This window comes from Microcoleus sp. Pol12B3 (assembly GCF_036701355.1).
Taxonomy (GTDB): Bacteria; Cyanobacteriota; Cyanobacteriia; order Cyanobacteriales; family Microcoleaceae; genus Microcoleus.
On the sequence record NZ_JAUBQS010000001.1, the window covers coordinates 134,360 to 148,121 of the forward strand.

The following is a 13,762-nucleotide window of genomic DNA, read 5'->3' on the forward strand; positions in this document are numbered from 1 at the left end:
TGTCTTGCGCTTGATTGCATGGTATCAAAACGCGCTGCGATCGTGCCATGATTTGTCACTCAAAAATTTAAAATTTTAAGGTGAAACAGCGAGAGGGGGCCAGGGAAAGAGGAAGAGTGAGGAAGAGTGAGGAAGAGTGAGGGAGAGCGAGAGCGAGAAATTAAATATTAAAAATTCAGCCGTTGGGAAGATTGGTGCAACTTTGGTGATCGGTATCATAAATTACAGTAAAAATGCCAAAAAGTGGGTAAAAACTTGATGAATTTCTGATGAAATTATGAGGAATTTTTGACAAAAGCTGTGGGTGTGTGGCATTGACACCAGCTTCAAGCTGCGGTGGTATAAATACTGCGTGTGGCCTCACCATAAGATCCGTAGACGTGCTGATAAACATCTTAATATTTGCGCTAATACACTTCAGTTGAGTAGCTTTGGGTAAATCGATCTAAAGCTTCCTCGATCGCCACTTTAACTGCTGCCTTGGTTTCCTGTCGCCTCTCCCAATATAACACTAACAGAACTTACGCAACTCTCACCAGCGATCCTGGCACCATGCAGCACAAAATCAGACAACAAACATGGGAACATCGGGGCGTTTCAGTGGCTCAATTAAATAATTGGACACCATTAACCGAGCTTAAATACCCCCTTAATCCCTTATTTCCCCTCTGCTGGGACTTCGTATGTTTAGAAGCGATGCAAATCGCCGAATCAACTGTTAGATCCCCAACTTCTTTAAAAAGTCGGGGATCGGGGATTGTGTCTTTTGAGCCGCTGTTTACTGCATCCGATCGATCGTCCGATACTGCACCGCCTCCCCCACATGATGAGTTTTCAAGCTTTCATCCCCCGACAAATCAGCAATAGTTCTAGCAACTTTCAAAATTCGATCGCTCCCCCTTGCAGAAAGCCCCAATTTCCGAATTGCCATCTCCAATAAATTCCGAGAAGCATCATCCAACTGACACCATGTGTTAATGTGGCTGCTTTGCATCTGGGCATTACAGCGTAAACTAGATTCCGACTGAAAACGGCGAGTAGCGAGCTCTCGCGCCCGCTGCACCCTCACCCGCACCGGTTCCGACTCCTCCCCCGTCGGCTGTCGCGTAATTTCTTCAGGTTTCAAACGATTAACTGCCACTTGCAAATCAATCCGATCCATCAAAGGCCCCGAAAGTTTTGCCCAATATTGCTCCCTCTTTTGCGGCGAACAAGTACACTGTTGGATCGAATCCCCGTAATAACCGCAAGCGCAAGGATTCGTACTTGCAACTAAAGTAAATTGAGCCGGAAACATCACCGATTGTCTAGTCCGAGAAATCGTCACATAACCATCTTCCAGCGGTTGCCGCAAAAACTCCAAAACATCTCTTTTAAACTCAGTTAATTCATCGAGAAAAAGGATGCCGCGATGTGCTAAAGAAATTTCGCCCGGACGCGGAAAACTGCCGCCACCTACCAAAGAAGGCCCCGATGCCGAATGGTGAGGACTGCGAAAAGGCCGATCGCCCACCAAGCTCCCCTTATCCTTCAGCAACCCCGCCACCGAATGAATTTGAGTTACATCCAAAGCTTCACCAAAAGTCAGCGGCGGCAAAATACCCGGCAAACGCCTGGCCAACATCGTCTTACCGCTCCCTGGCGGCCCCACAAAAATTAAATTGTGTCCCCCCGCCGCCGCAATTTCCAAAGCCCGTCGCGCGTGAATTTGCCCCTTTACATCCTTTAAATCTAGACCAGAAAACCGCGTTTTTGCTAACTCTTCTCTACCGTTTATTTCTACAGGCGAATAAGCTTCAGGATTGTTCAAAAAATCAGTAACAGCAAAAATATTCTCAAAACCATAAACAGATATTCCGTGCACCAAAGCCGCTTCCTGCGCGTTACCAGCCGGTACAACCAACCCTGAAATACCCATTTTTTGAGCAGCAGCGGCGATCGGCAAAACCCCAGCCACAGGCCGCAAACTCCCATCTAAAGAAAGTTCCCCTAAAAACAAATAATCTCCCAAAAGTTCAGGGCTGACTTGTTCCGATGCTGCTAAAATGCCAATGGCAATCGGCAAATCAAAACTCGGCCCTTCCTTCCGCAAATCCGCCGGAGTTAAATTAATCACAATACTCCGCATCGGAAAACCATATCCCGAATTTTTTAGCGTAGCCTTAACTCTTTCTTTAGCTTCTTGCACCGCAGAATCTGGCAACCCCACAACCACAATTTTCGGTAGCCCGCCTGACACATCAGCCTCAACACCCACCTTTACCGCGTCAATTCCAACGATCGATGCACTCCAAACCCTAGCAAGCATTTTTCTTTATCCTTAATTTGCCTGTCCTTGATTCATCATCTATTATGATTAACAATGACTAATGAATATCGGGAGAGGCAAGAAAAACTTTTCCTTGCCTTTTCTTTTTCTCCTCTTCCTTCTCTCCTGCTGGGTCTTCCCTCTTCCCTCTTCCCCTTCCCCCTTCCCACTTGGGCCTTCCCTCTTCCCTCTTCCCACTTGGGTCTTCTTCCCTCTTCCTTCTTCCCTCTTCCTTCTTCCTTCGTTAACACTCATGGCAACTCAAGAAACGCTTTTCAGCAAAATCATCCGAAAAGAAATTCCCGCAGACATCGTTTATGAGGACGACTTGGCCCTCGCGTTCAGAGATATCCATCCGCAAGCACCCGTCCACATCCTCGTCATTCCCAAACAGCCTATTGCCAAATTAGCCGATGCCGAGTCGGAAGATCATGCTCTCATGGGACACCTGCTACTGACTGTCAAGCGGGTAGCAGAACAACTCGGACTTAGCAACGGCTATCGCGTCGTCATTAATAGTGGCAGCGACGGCGGCCAAACTGTAGACCACCTGCACCTTCACATTCTCGGCGGACGGCAGATGAAGTGGCCCCCAGGCTAAAGCCTAATTTTCACGCCGAACTTGCGGACTCATCCTCAGAAACCCTTTTGATTTCTATTGCCCAGCGCTTCAGAAACCGGGTTTTTTTTCGTCAATAAACCCGGTTGATTGGAGATTATTGAGAATGCAGCCCGATCGCACGATAAACGTGGTTTTTAGTATTCTCCCGATACAAATTTACCCTCGCAGAATCCACGTGTTATATGTGAATAAATATTAAAAATCATCTCTTCACGACCTAATTAAGAAATATTTAAGTAGAAAGAGAATCGACCTGAACACAAATAATGTGTTTGAACTGCTGAACCAAGCTACAGGCAATAGATTCTGTTCTTGTGGTCGCTGTATGTAACCCGTTGAATGTGTAATTTTACTTTGTAAAAAACTACAAATATTTACGAAATATCAAGTTATTGTAAAAGTTTGTAAAATGTTTAAATTGTCAGCAGTAATCCCTTGGCAAACTAGAGTGAATGGTGTTACTAATATAAGCGTGGGGCATCCCCACAACGAACCTTGAAAATTCAATTAAGCAATCATAAACCAAATGACAACAACCGTACAGCGTCGCGAAAGCGGCAACGTTTGGGAACGGTTCTGCGAGTGGGTAACTAGCACCGAAAACCGCATTTATGTGGGTTGGTTCGGCGTCTTGATGATTCCCACCTTGCTCAGCGCCACCATCTGCTACATCATTGCCTTCATCGCTGCTCCTCCTGTGGACATCGACGGCATCCGCGAACCAGTTGCTGGTTCCTTAATGTACGGCAACAACATCATTACTGGTGCTGTTGTTCCTTCATCGAATGCGATCGGGCTTCACTTCTACCCAATCTGGGAAGCAGCTTCCTTAGATGAGTGGTTGTACAACGGCGGCCCCTACCAATTGGTAGTTTTTCACTTCCTGATCGGCATCTTCTGCTACATGGGTCGTGAATGGGAATTGTCCTACCGCTTAGGTATGCGTCCTTGGATCTGCGTCGCTTACTCTGCACCAGTTGCAGCAGCCACCGCAGTATTCTTGATCTACCCAATTGGACAAGGTTCCTTCTCTGACGGTATGCCCTTGGGTATCTCCGGCACATTCAACTTCATGATCGTGTTCCAAGCCGAGCACAACATCCTGATGCACCCCTTCCATATGTTGGGAGTTGCTGGTGTCTTCGGCGGTGCTCTGTTCTCCGCCATGCACGGTTCCTTGGTAACATCTTCTTTGGTTCGGGAAACAACCGAAACTGAATCTTTGAACTACGGTTACAAATTCGGTCAAGAAGAAGAAACCTACAACATCGTCGCAGCCCACGGCTACTTCGGTCGTTTGATTTTCCAATACGCGAGCTTTAACAACAGCCGTTCTTTGCACTTCTTGTTAGGTGCATGGCCAGTTGTCGGTATCTGGTTTACCTCTTTGGGTATTTCCACGATGGCGTTTAACTTGAACGGTTTCAACTTCAACCAATCGGTTATCGATTCGCAAGGTCGCGTCATCAACACTTGGGCTGATGTCATCAACCGCGCTAACTTGGGTATGGAAGTAATGCACGAGCGCAACGCTCACAACTTCCCTCTCGACTTGGCCGCCGGTGAAGTCACCCCAGTAGCAATGGTTGCTCCTTCCATCAACGGCTAAGTTTAGCTTTTGATTTAACAAAAAGCGCTCCTAGAAATAGGGGCGCTTTTTGTTTTGGCAAGTAGAATTTGATAGATTTCCTTCTCTTAAATCCGTTAAATCTCATACACGGGGCGTTGCCGAGCTTCCTTCTTCCTGATTGATCTGATATATTAATTAGGAATTATTATTTTTAGCAATCATCAAAGTGGCGATATTTAACAGGCACAAATTTGAAAAATTCGTGGTTCATAAATCCAAAACATTAGCCTGGGCGATCGCATTTTTTAGCGGCATTTTGATGGCATTGACAACCGCACCAGTAAATGCCTGGCTATTGGCTTGGGTAGCATTAGCTCCCCTGTGGATTTTGGTTGTTAGTTATCAAAAGCCAAAAATAGAAGAACAAAAACAAAAATTTTTCTTTCTTCCTTCTTTCCTCAACATCCATCAGTTACATCTTGTACAGTGCTCGTTGCCGAACTTCCTTCTTCCTTTACTCTGGGGAATTGGGTATCACGGATTAGCTTTATCTTGGATTATGGGAATTCACCCCATGACTTGGTTGGGAGTTCCTTGGTGGCCGAGTTTGGCGATCGCACTTTTTTGCTGGGCATTCATTACCCTCTGGGGAGCCGCCTTAGTCACCGTTTGGGCGTGGCTATTTGTAATTCTCAACTCCCTCACTTTACCCGGCAAAAATCCTATTGTTATTCTTAACTCCCCCCCTTTACAACGGGTGGCTGGCGGGGGTAGCTCTGATCTTATTCTTCTTAACTCCCCCCCTTTACAAGGGGTAGCTGGCGGGATTAATGCTCAATTTTCAGCATTAACTCGCGTTTTAATTGGCACAGCTTTGTGGTGCGCCTTAGAAAGTATTTGGAGTACAGGTTCCCTGTGGTGGACATCCCTATCTTATACGCAAAGCCCGCACAATTTAGCAATATTGCACCTCGGTCAACTCTCCGGACCCAGCGCAGTAACAGCCGCTATTGTAGCAGTAAATGGCTTAATCGCCGAAGCTTTTATTGAAGGAAGAAGGAAGAAGGAAGAAGGAAGAAGGAAGAATTGGATTGCTTATCTTTTGCCTGCTAGTTTGTGTATAGTTTTGCATATTGCAGGGTGGAGTTTATACAACCGTCCTTTGAATCAAGAAGCTGCAACCGCTTTAAAGATTGGCATTATTCAAGGAAATATTCCTAACGAGATTAAGTTTGACTCAGGGGGCTGGCGGCGCGCTTTGGAAGGTTACACCAGTGGATACAAACAGTTGGCAGACAGAAAAGTCGATGCTGTGTTAATTCCAGAGACAGCTTTGCCTTTTATCTGGACAAACGAATATCAGCGTTCTACTCTTTCTTTTTATCAAGCTATTCTCGAACGCGGTGTGGTGGCTTGGGTGGGAGGATTCGGGCAGCAAGACAATAGTATCACTAACAGCTTATTGGCGATCGATCGCACTGGAGAAATTGTCGGCCGCTACGATAAACTAAAGCTAGTGCCTTTAGGCGAATATATCCCTTTTTACGAAATTTTAGGCGGGATTATTAATCGGCTTTCTCCCTTAGATGCTCATTTAGTACCAGGCAACTCTAAACAATTATTTGATACGCTGTTTGGCCGCGCCATTGTCGGAATTTGTTACGATTCAGCCTTTGCTGAAAATTTCCGATATCAAGCGGCGCAGGGAGGCGAATTTATGCTCACAGCTTCCAATAATGCCCATTACAAACCACCGATGTTGGCTCAGCATCACGCTTTAGATGTGATGCGGGCAATTGAAACTGATAGATGGGCAGCTATCGCAACTAATACGGGTTACTCTGCTTTTGTAAATCCTCGCGGCGAGACGGTTTGGAAGTCGAGAATTAATACCTATGAAGTCCGAGATGCTACTATTTATAGGCGGAAAACTAGGACTTTGTACGTGCGGTGGGGAGATTGGCTGACTCCTGTATTGTTAGTATTGGCTGGGTTAATACGGTTTATTGTTAAAAAAAATTAATCGAAGCTTTTAGATTTTAGATTTTATGTACCAATCTAAAATCTAAAATCTAAAATCAAATGACTCTACTTATCTTTCACGTGCTCGTGAACGCTAGGAGATAAAGAAATTAAATCGTCGATATTGCGCTGCATGGCAGCACAAATATTGTCCAAAGGCAAATCATTGGCATCGTGTCCAAAGGGATTTTCTATTTCAATGCCGATTTCTTCAATCCCGAACAAAGTAAAACTAATTAAAGCCACAACAGGACCGGTTCCCCAACTTACATCGTTTACCATTTGAAAGGGCAGTGCCAAACAGTAAAGCAACAATAGTTGTTTCAGGTGAATCGCGTAAGCCAAAGGGATAGGCGTCTTCAAAATTCGCTCGCAGCCGCCTAATACATCTATCATAGAGTTGATCAACTCCTTCATACCAGTTAACTGATAGACATCAACGCAATTACCCTCATACTGCTCGTGCAAGTAATCCTCAATCCAAAAGGCAATTTCTAGGGGCGGATTGTTCATCGACTTGAGCTTTTGGTACTGTGCTGGGGACATTAACGGCTCCAATTCGGGATTTACAGATTCTTGCCGCAAGTGCAGTTTCATCGCCACTGCAAAGGCAGGTAATAGGCGCAGGGCTGACTTTTTGAATGCGATATCCTGCGGGTCTTTTTCCTCAATTGCTACCCATATTTGGCGCGCCAAATTGCGGACGTTGTTGACTAAAGTACCCCACATTTTTCTACCTTCCCAAAATCGTTCGTAGGCTGTATTTGTCCGAAAGACTAACAGTAAACCGAGGACAATACTCGGTACAATGCTAGACAAAATCGGCAAGGCTACGGGCAAGTTGAAAAAGTGCAGGAAAGAAATAAACACCCCAAATCCGCCGCACAGCAAAACGCGGGGCAAAATTGAGGGAATGACAGACCCCCGAACCTGTAATGCAATTTTAAACCAAGGCGGTCGATCGACACTCATGCAAGTCTCCTCATAAAATTAAATTCGCCCTCTGCGCCCAAAGTTCATTTTCGATTTTCGATTGACGATTGACTCCACAGATGCAATGTGGGGGTTGGAACTTAGGTCTAAAATATTGGGTTCTCCACGACTCCTATCGGGTGCTGGTATCAGTATTTGGGTGCGGTGAGAGCTGCCCAAAAAAGCTTTCCTACAAACAACATTCGGATTTTACCCAAAAACTCATCTTTATGATCGATCTAAAATCTAAAATCTAAAATTGATTGACTGATGCACTTAATTCGATAAGATTAATTATGTATCTTTAGACCTCAGCTTCCGTGCAAAAGCTACCGACATCTGTGCCCCCGCATTTTCACCGATTGCCAAACCAACGGTGGCAAATTTATTTGCCTCAAGCACAGCAAGCCGAAAAGTTTGCCGGCGAAATCGGTTTGTCGCCCTTGCTGGCACAGGTGCTGATTAACCGGGGCATAGATTCTGTTCAAGAAGTACAAGGGTTTATCGAACCAGAATCTCTGGTTTTGCCTGCGCCAACCGATGAGTTTCCCGATTTGGCTGCGAGTGTCAAACTGTTGCGGGAGGCGATATCGGGAGGGCAAAAAATTGCGATTTGCGGCGACTACGATGCTGACGGGATGACGAGCACGGCTTTGTTGCTGCGAGCTCTCAGGACTCTGGGCGCGAATGTGGATTATGCTATTCCCAGCCGGATGCGAGAAGGTTACGGCATTAACGATCGCATTGTAGAAGAATTTCACTCGGAAGGTGTCGCTCTCATTCTCACGGTTGACAACGGAATTGCAGCCTACGGCCCCGTTGCTAGAGCGCGAGAACTCGGTGTCAAAGTTATTATTACAGACCACCACGATTTGCCGCCAAAACTGCCGCCGGCCGATGCTATTCTCAACCCGAAATTAATCGCGGAATCTTCACCCTATCGCGGTTTGGCTGGCGTAGGCGTTGCTTATGTTTTGGCTATTACTTTGGCGATTGATATGCAAAAAGTTGGCGGGTTGGTGAATCCGCTGCTGGAGTTATTTACGTTGGGAACTATTGCGGATTTAGCACCTTTGACAGGAGTTAATCGGCGCTGGGTAAAGCGTGGTTTACGGCTGTTGCCTCACTCGCAATTGGCGGGTATTCAGGCTTTGATTCAGGTGGCGGGAGTGCAGCCGGGAAGTGCGGAAAGTTTACCTCTTCTGAATTCAAAAAGCCAAGCTAGCAATACGTTAAAGCCTGAAGATATTGGTTTTAGGCTTGGCCCCCGGATTAATGCTGTCGGGCGGCTGGCTGACCCTCAAATTGTGATAGAGTTGCTGACTACGGACGATCGCGAATTGGCTCTTAAAAACGCGATGGAGTGCGAACAAATCAATCAGCGCAGGCAGGAGTTGTGCCAGGAAATTGAGCAGGAAGCAATTGCTTGGTGCGAGGAAAGTGAGCTCGACTTGCAGCAAGAACGAGTTTTAGTTGTCGTGCAACCCGGTTGGCACCACGGGGTGATCGGGATTGTAGCTTCTCGGTTGGTGGAACGCTACGGCGTACCTGTGTTTATTGGTACTTTTGAGGATGAGGCTGTAGGGGAGGTTGCCCATAAAATTATCAGGGGTTCGGCGAGGGGAATTCCTGAGTTTAATGTATTTGACGGGCTCAATTTTTGCGCTGATTTATTAACTAAATTTGGCGGACACAAAGCGGCGGGCGGTTTTTCTATGCCGGCTCATAATCTCGAAGAATTCCGCAATCAACTGTCAATTTTTGCCAATCAATGTTTGCAACCCGAACACCTAAAACCGCTGGTTTCAGTAGATGTGCGAGCGGATTTGGCTGAGATTAATCTCGACCTTTACCGACAAATTGATGCTCTGGAACCTTGCGGGATTGAAAATAAGGCTCCTGTATTTTGGACGCCTAATGTTTGCATAACTGAACAAAAAATTGTTGGTAAAGGAGGTCACGTTAAACTAACTGCAAGTCAAGATGGAAATTTATCGGCTAGTGTGAAAGCGATTGCTTGGCGTTGGGGGGAATATTTTCCTTTGCCTCGGCGGGTTGATATTGCTTACCGATTGCGGGAAAATAGTTTTAATGGCAAGACATCGGTTGAGTTAGAATTGTTGGGCGTTCGGCTACCGGCAAATGCTGCTACTTCCAGACCACCTAGGTTCGGAAAAGTTGAGTTTGATTATTGCGATCGCACTTATTCTTGCAGTCTGTCTCCTGCAGGATCGATCGAGGAATTGAGAATTCGCAACTCTCAAGGGCAAGTTCTGGCTGTTTCACCCGGACAAAACATCGGTTTGTTAGGTAACTCCCGCAAAGATGCTAGAGAAGTCGATGTATCTCTACCTTTTTTTGAGAATTTGATTCAAACTGCTAAACACGCCCTCGGTATTTGATAACAAAGCAGGTGCAGCAGCGAAAATTGGCGATCGAGCCTTGTGAATTTTGCATCATTTAAAACTCAAAACTCCCAACTCTCGATCGCCCCGGAGCGTGCTATAATTACAGGTCGCCGCCTCTAGCTGCCAAGAGAAAAATCACGATCGGGCCAGAAAGCACGACGGCTGCGAGTAAAGCTACCTGAACAATGAGTTGGTAGTCTACACCACCCAGACCACTGAAAAGATCGGTTATAAAGTCCATTTGTCCTCCTGACTGTAGTGATTAAGTCTAGATTGTTGAATTAGAAAATCCGCTTCTGATTTTACCGGGCGATCGACCATATTTTTTAAGGAACTTTACAAAATTCAACAAAATGTAAAGTGCGATCGACCTGTCAGTGACAGCAAACCAGGGATTTGATGCCCCTTCCCCGAAAGTGAACGGAATGTAAAACCTCAAATCTAAAATCGAACGCCCTTGAAGGAGATCCGCCTCCGGCGCGGGCAATTGATATACTTGAAGAGCTCTAGTCTCCTAAAGTTTGGCATTTTCCACATAATGCTCCCAATCTAAAATCTAAAATCTAAAATCTAAAATCTAAAATCACACTATGGCTACTTGGCGTTGCGTAAAGCAGTGCGGTGCTTGTTGTTACCTCGACCCAACAGAGCGCCCTGACTTAGACGAGTATTTATCTGAAGACGAATTATCGCTCTACTTGACCTTAGTCGGAGATGACGGTTGGTGTATAAATTTTGACAAATCGACCAGAGAATGCGGAATTTATGCCGATCGACCGCGCTTTTGTCGGGTAGACTCAGAGGTGTTTGAGGAAATGTACGGCGTTGAGCCGGCCCAATTAAACGATTTCGCGATCGACTGCTGCTTGGAACACATTGAAGATATTTATGGCGATCGATCTTTGGAAATGATCCGCTTTAACTCTGAAGTCGGAATTCTCGCCTTACCTGACGGTGTTTCATAATTGCCGGATGATTTGGATTGTTTTGGGAGATGGGCCCATGAGCCCGAAGGCGTGTATTTTCACAGCAGGCGGGACACCCCACAACCATCCTCCTCAAATTTTCCAACGCCTACCTGACAACTAACAATCTCCTGGTTTCTCACCGAGAGAGTGTCAAAATAAACAAATCAAGGAAATATCGCGCAGTTGAGTTGAGCTATGAGTAATCGAGAGGGTTTTACAGGGGGATTTATTGCCGGAGCTGCCCTTGGCGGCTTGGTGGGTGCAGTTTTGGGTGCGGTGCTGTCGCGGCGCGCTGCTGAAGCTTTGCTGAGTGAACCTTCAGACGCAAAAACCAGAAAAATCCGCCAGAGGAAAGCCAGCCAACTCGAAGCCGAAGGGATGGAAGTAGCAAGGCTGAGTTTAGAAGATAAAATTGCCCAACTAAATCAGGCAATAGATGACGTGCGGCTGCAACTCGGAGACGTAAACGGCAACGCGCCGGCGCCAGGCAGCGAGGGATCGATCGCCCCAGACTCCTGAATCCATTTAAAATTTTAGATTAGTCTGGCAGCTCCATGGGGGCTACTAACATCTTGCGCCATTCTCAAGAACTGGCTTTTGGGTATGTTCCACAAAGAGTGAATTTTATTGTGGGGTGGGTATCCTATCCTGCCCGCCCGTAAAAAGCCTGATGCTCCCCCTCTCGGCATCTCGCTCCTCTCACTCCCCCAGCTATGCTAAACTCACAGTTAAAGTGTCTGTAAACTTTACTCAAACTACAAGCAAAATTTATGAGTTCTTCAATAGGCCTTTTGGCAACCACGCTAGCGACATTTCTGCAAATCTATCTAGTCCTGATGATTTTTCGGGTGCTGTTAAGCTGGTTCCCCAATATCAATTGGTACGATCCCCCGTTTTCGATTTTGAGTCAGTTAACAGATCCTTACCTAAATCTATTCCGATCGATTATCCCCCCCTTGGGAGGGATTGACTTTTCACCACTGATTGCGTTTTTTGTACTTCAGTTCGGCTCGGAATTCTTGATCGGTCTTTTGACCAGCTTGCAAACATCCTTGTAGTTTGAAAAGCTTAAGTTTTTAAGCATCAAGCGTAAATTGTTTGGCAGACTTAGCTGCCTGCAACTAAATTTTAGATTTGACATTTTTAGATGAACTCCCCGGTTGAAAAGCTGGGGAGTTCATCGTACATTAGAAATGAGAAATTGCCAGCCACTCAACAATCTCAAATCGAAAATCTCAAATCTAAAACTGCTACGCGGTTTCACGGGCAGCTAACCCAAAATCTCTTTCTCAGCAATCTAAAATCTCAAAGAGTTTCGTTAGCGGCGAACCACGCCAGTAAAACCTGTAGCTTTAAATTGCTTGAGCTTCAAAGGTGTTCGTTGATTGGCGGCAACCGAAATTCTGAGCTGAAAATCGCTAACTCCGGGAGGAACTTCTTCTATAGAACCCAAGCGAGTGCGATTTTGCATCACCGGATTGTCGTCGGCATCATAAATTCGGCCAAAAATATCGGCATTGACAACTGGTTTGCCGGTGCTATTTTCAGCTTTCCCAGTAATCAAAAAGCAGGTAGCTTCCATAGAACTGCCGCTGGTGACTGTTCCTTCTCCCATTTCGGCAGGACATTCGCGATAAGAAAGGTCGGAAAGTTTAATCTGCGTCAGAGCCCAAGCAGGTGGAGTGAATACCAAACTAAAAATTCCGATTAGGCAAGTAGCAAAAAAAAGGCTGATAGCTCGAAATTTCATAAATGGCGGGGCAAGTATATTTTAATTCTCAGCTTAGCGCGAATTCAGCCTCAAATTTCTACTTATAGGAATTCGGAAAACTACAGCTACTTTTTGAAAAAATGGCATTAGTCTAGACCTAAATGCTGTCGCAAGGCTTGGCGCATCACATCGACTGGGACGGATTCTTTATCCAGCCAAATTTTTAAGGCGGCTGCTCCTTGTTGAACTAGCATTTCGAGTCCGTCAATAGCTCGCGCTCCCCGAAGATGTGCATCTTTGAGAAACTGCGTAGGATTAGGGGTGTAAATTAAATCATAGACGATCGCACCTGCTGAAATTCGATCGATCTCACCAGCCGCAACCGGCGACTTTTCCCCCTGCGGATACATCCCCACAGGCGTCGTGTTCACCAGCAAATCTGCCTGCGAGATTAACATGGACAAATTATCCCAAGTATGGACGTGCAAATTCTGCACGGGCATCGGAGAATTGCTCCAACTCTGCTGAAATTCCGCTAAATTTTGTTCGTTGCGGCCGACAACGTGAATCTCTGCACATCCCAATTGAGCGCATCCAGCCACAACAGCTCTCGCCGCCCCGCCATTCCCCAAAATTACCGCTACTTTCTGACTCCAATCGGAACCCCCCCTAGCCCCCCCTTGGTAAGGGGGGGGAGAGGATTCAACAGCCCGTGTTTCGTAAGGGGGGGGAGAGGATTCAACAGCCGTATTGCGCTTTTCTAAGGCAGAAATCGCGTCTTTAGCCCCCCCTTGGTAAGGGGGGGTTGGGGGGGTTTGCAGCGGCGCGAGAAAGCCTTCAACGTCAGTATTTGTGCCGCACCAACCTTTGTCAGTCAGGTATACGGTATTGACTGCGCCGATCGCTCGGGCGATCGGGGAAACTTCCGACAAAAGCGGTAAGATTGCTTGTTTGTGCGGAATCGTGATGCTAAATCCCCGAACGCCGATCGCCGCAAATCCTGCAAGAGCAGCTTTTAAATCCCCTGGTTTTACCGGAAACGGCAGGTAAACAAAATCGACTCCCAAGTGGGAAATAGCAGCATTGTGCATCGCCGGCGACAGAGAATGTTCGACGGGATGACCAATTACTCCCAAAAGTTTAGTAGTGCCTTTAATCATTTTTGTTAGTAGACTGTTGAC

Annotated in this window: 13 protein-coding genes; 7 read left to right on the forward strand and 6 right to left on the reverse strand. The window is 46.3% G+C overall.

The window, feature by feature from the left end; genetic code table 11:
• Positions 1-778 precede the first annotated feature (778 nt).
• The gene (locus tag QUA53_RS00575) at positions 779-2,308 is read right to left on the reverse strand and encodes a YifB family Mg chelatase-like AAA ATPase (RefSeq protein WP_333094322.1); all 1,530 of its coding nucleotides are present in this window, start codon (positions 2,306-2,308) and stop codon (positions 779-781) included.
• Between the two features lie 48 nt (positions 2,309-2,356).
• Positions 2,357-2,563 (reverse strand): hypothetical protein, encoded by a 207-nt coding sequence (locus tag QUA53_RS00580; RefSeq protein ID WP_333094323.1) that lies wholly within the window; start codon positions 2,561-2,563, stop codon positions 2,357-2,359.
• Here QUA53_RS00580 and QUA53_RS00585 point away from each other — a divergent pair.
• The 3 genes from QUA53_RS00585 to lnt all read left to right on the forward strand — a co-directional run bounded on the left by QUA53_RS00585 (position 2,562) and on the right by lnt (position 6,523).
• Positions 2,562-2,909 (forward strand): histidine triad nucleotide-binding protein, encoded by a 348-nt coding sequence (locus QUA53_RS00585; RefSeq protein WP_333094324.1) that lies wholly within the window; start codon positions 2,562-2,564, stop codon positions 2,907-2,909. The genes QUA53_RS00580 and QUA53_RS00585 overlap by 2 nt on opposite strands.
• A 547-nt stretch (positions 2,910-3,456) precedes the next feature.
• On the forward strand, positions 3,457-4,539 hold the full coding sequence (psbA, locus tag QUA53_RS00590; RefSeq protein ID WP_333071427.1) for a photosystem II q(b) protein: 1,083 nt from the start codon (positions 3,457-3,459) through the stop codon (positions 4,537-4,539).
• 187 nt (positions 4,540-4,726) lie between these two features.
• Positions 4,727-6,523, forward strand: a complete 1,797-nt coding sequence (lnt, locus tag QUA53_RS00595; protein WP_333094326.1) for an apolipoprotein N-acyltransferase — start codon at positions 4,727-4,729, stop codon at positions 6,521-6,523.
• A gap of 65 nt (positions 6,524-6,588) precedes the next feature.
• Here lnt and QUA53_RS00600 read toward each other — a convergent pair whose 3' ends face one another.
• Positions 6,589-7,494, reverse strand: a complete 906-nt coding sequence (locus QUA53_RS00600) for a bestrophin family ion channel (RefSeq protein WP_333094327.1) — start codon at positions 7,492-7,494, stop codon at positions 6,589-6,591.
• Between the two features lie 320 nt (positions 7,495-7,814).
• Between QUA53_RS00600 and recJ the strand changes: the two genes are divergently transcribed.
• On the forward strand, positions 7,815-9,896 hold the full coding sequence (recJ, locus tag QUA53_RS00605; RefSeq protein ID WP_333094328.1) for a single-stranded-DNA-specific exonuclease RecJ: 2,082 nt from the start codon (positions 7,815-7,817) through the stop codon (positions 9,894-9,896).
• A gap of 106 nt (positions 9,897-10,002) precedes the next feature.
• Here recJ and psb30 read toward each other — a convergent pair whose 3' ends face one another.
• Positions 10,003-10,143: a photosystem II reaction center protein Ycf12/Psb30 gene (gene psb30 / locus QUA53_RS00610; protein WP_333094330.1), complete on the reverse strand. Its 141-nt coding sequence runs from the start codon at positions 10,141-10,143 to the stop codon at positions 10,003-10,005.
• A 349-nt stretch (positions 10,144-10,492) separates the two neighbouring features.
• On the opposite strand from psb30, the gene QUA53_RS00615 reads away from it, so the two are divergent.
• From QUA53_RS00615 to QUA53_RS00625, 3 genes are all read left to right on the forward strand, one after another.
• Positions 10,493-10,867, forward strand: a complete 375-nt coding sequence (locus QUA53_RS00615) for a YkgJ family cysteine cluster protein (RefSeq protein WP_333094332.1) — start codon at positions 10,493-10,495, stop codon at positions 10,865-10,867.
• 198 nt (positions 10,868-11,065) lie between these two features.
• Entirely contained in the window at positions 11,066-11,389 is a 324-nt protein-coding gene (locus tag QUA53_RS00620) for a hypothetical protein (protein ID WP_333071421.1), read from the forward strand.
• A 251-nt stretch (positions 11,390-11,640) separates the two neighbouring features.
• Positions 11,641-11,928: a YggT family protein gene (locus tag QUA53_RS00625; protein WP_006631083.1), complete on the forward strand. Its 288-nt coding sequence runs from the start codon at positions 11,641-11,643 to the stop codon at positions 11,926-11,928.
• A gap of 260 nt (positions 11,929-12,188) precedes the next feature.
• Here the strand turns inward: QUA53_RS00625 and QUA53_RS00630 are convergent, their stop codons facing one another.
• Entirely contained in the window at positions 12,189-12,620 is a 432-nt protein-coding gene (locus QUA53_RS00630) for a hypothetical protein (protein ID WP_190657424.1), read from the reverse strand.
• Positions 12,621-12,727: 107 nt separating this feature from the next.
• On the reverse strand, positions 12,728-13,741 hold the full coding sequence (locus QUA53_RS00635; RefSeq protein WP_333094334.1) for a shikimate dehydrogenase: 1,014 nt from the start codon (positions 13,739-13,741) through the stop codon (positions 12,728-12,730).
• Positions 13,742-13,762 lie beyond the last annotated feature (21 nt).

Bases quoted from the DNA above. Each gene is read 5' to 3' on its own strand.
- QUA53_RS00575 (WP_333094322.1), bottom strand. From the start codon at position 2,308: ATGCTTGCTAGGGTTTGGAGTGCATCGATCGTTGGAATTGACGCGGTA.
- QUA53_RS00585 (WP_333094324.1), top strand. From the start codon at position 2,562: ATGGCAACTCAAGAAACGCTTTTCAGCAAAATCATCCGAAAAGAAATT.
- QUA53_RS00580 (WP_333094323.1), bottom strand. From the start codon at position 2,563: ATGAGTGTTAACGAAGGAAGAAGGAAGAGGGAAGAAGGAAGAGGGAAG.
- psbA (WP_333071427.1), top strand. From the start codon at position 3,457: ATGACAACAACCGTACAGCGTCGCGAAAGCGGCAACGTTTGGGAACGG.
- QUA53_RS00600 (WP_333094327.1), bottom strand. From the start codon at position 7,494: ATGAGTGTCGATCGACCGCCTTGGTTTAAAATTGCATTACAGGTTCGG.
- psb30 (WP_333094330.1), bottom strand. From the start codon at position 10,143: ATGGACTTTATAACCGATCTTTTCAGTGGTCTGGGTGGTGTAGACTAC.
- QUA53_RS00615 (WP_333094332.1), top strand. From the start codon at position 10,493: ATGGCTACTTGGCGTTGCGTAAAGCAGTGCGGTGCTTGTTGTTACCTC.
- QUA53_RS00620 (WP_333071421.1), top strand. From the start codon at position 11,066: ATGAGTAATCGAGAGGGTTTTACAGGGGGATTTATTGCCGGAGCTGCC.
- QUA53_RS00625 (WP_006631083.1), top strand. From the start codon at position 11,641: ATGAGTTCTTCAATAGGCCTTTTGGCAACCACGCTAGCGACATTTCTG.
- QUA53_RS00630 (WP_190657424.1), bottom strand. From the start codon at position 12,620: ATGAAATTTCGAGCTATCAGCCTTTTTTTTGCTACTTGCCTAATCGGA.
- QUA53_RS00635 (WP_333094334.1), bottom strand. From the start codon at position 13,741: ATGATTAAAGGCACTACTAAACTTTTGGGAGTAATTGGTCATCCCGTC.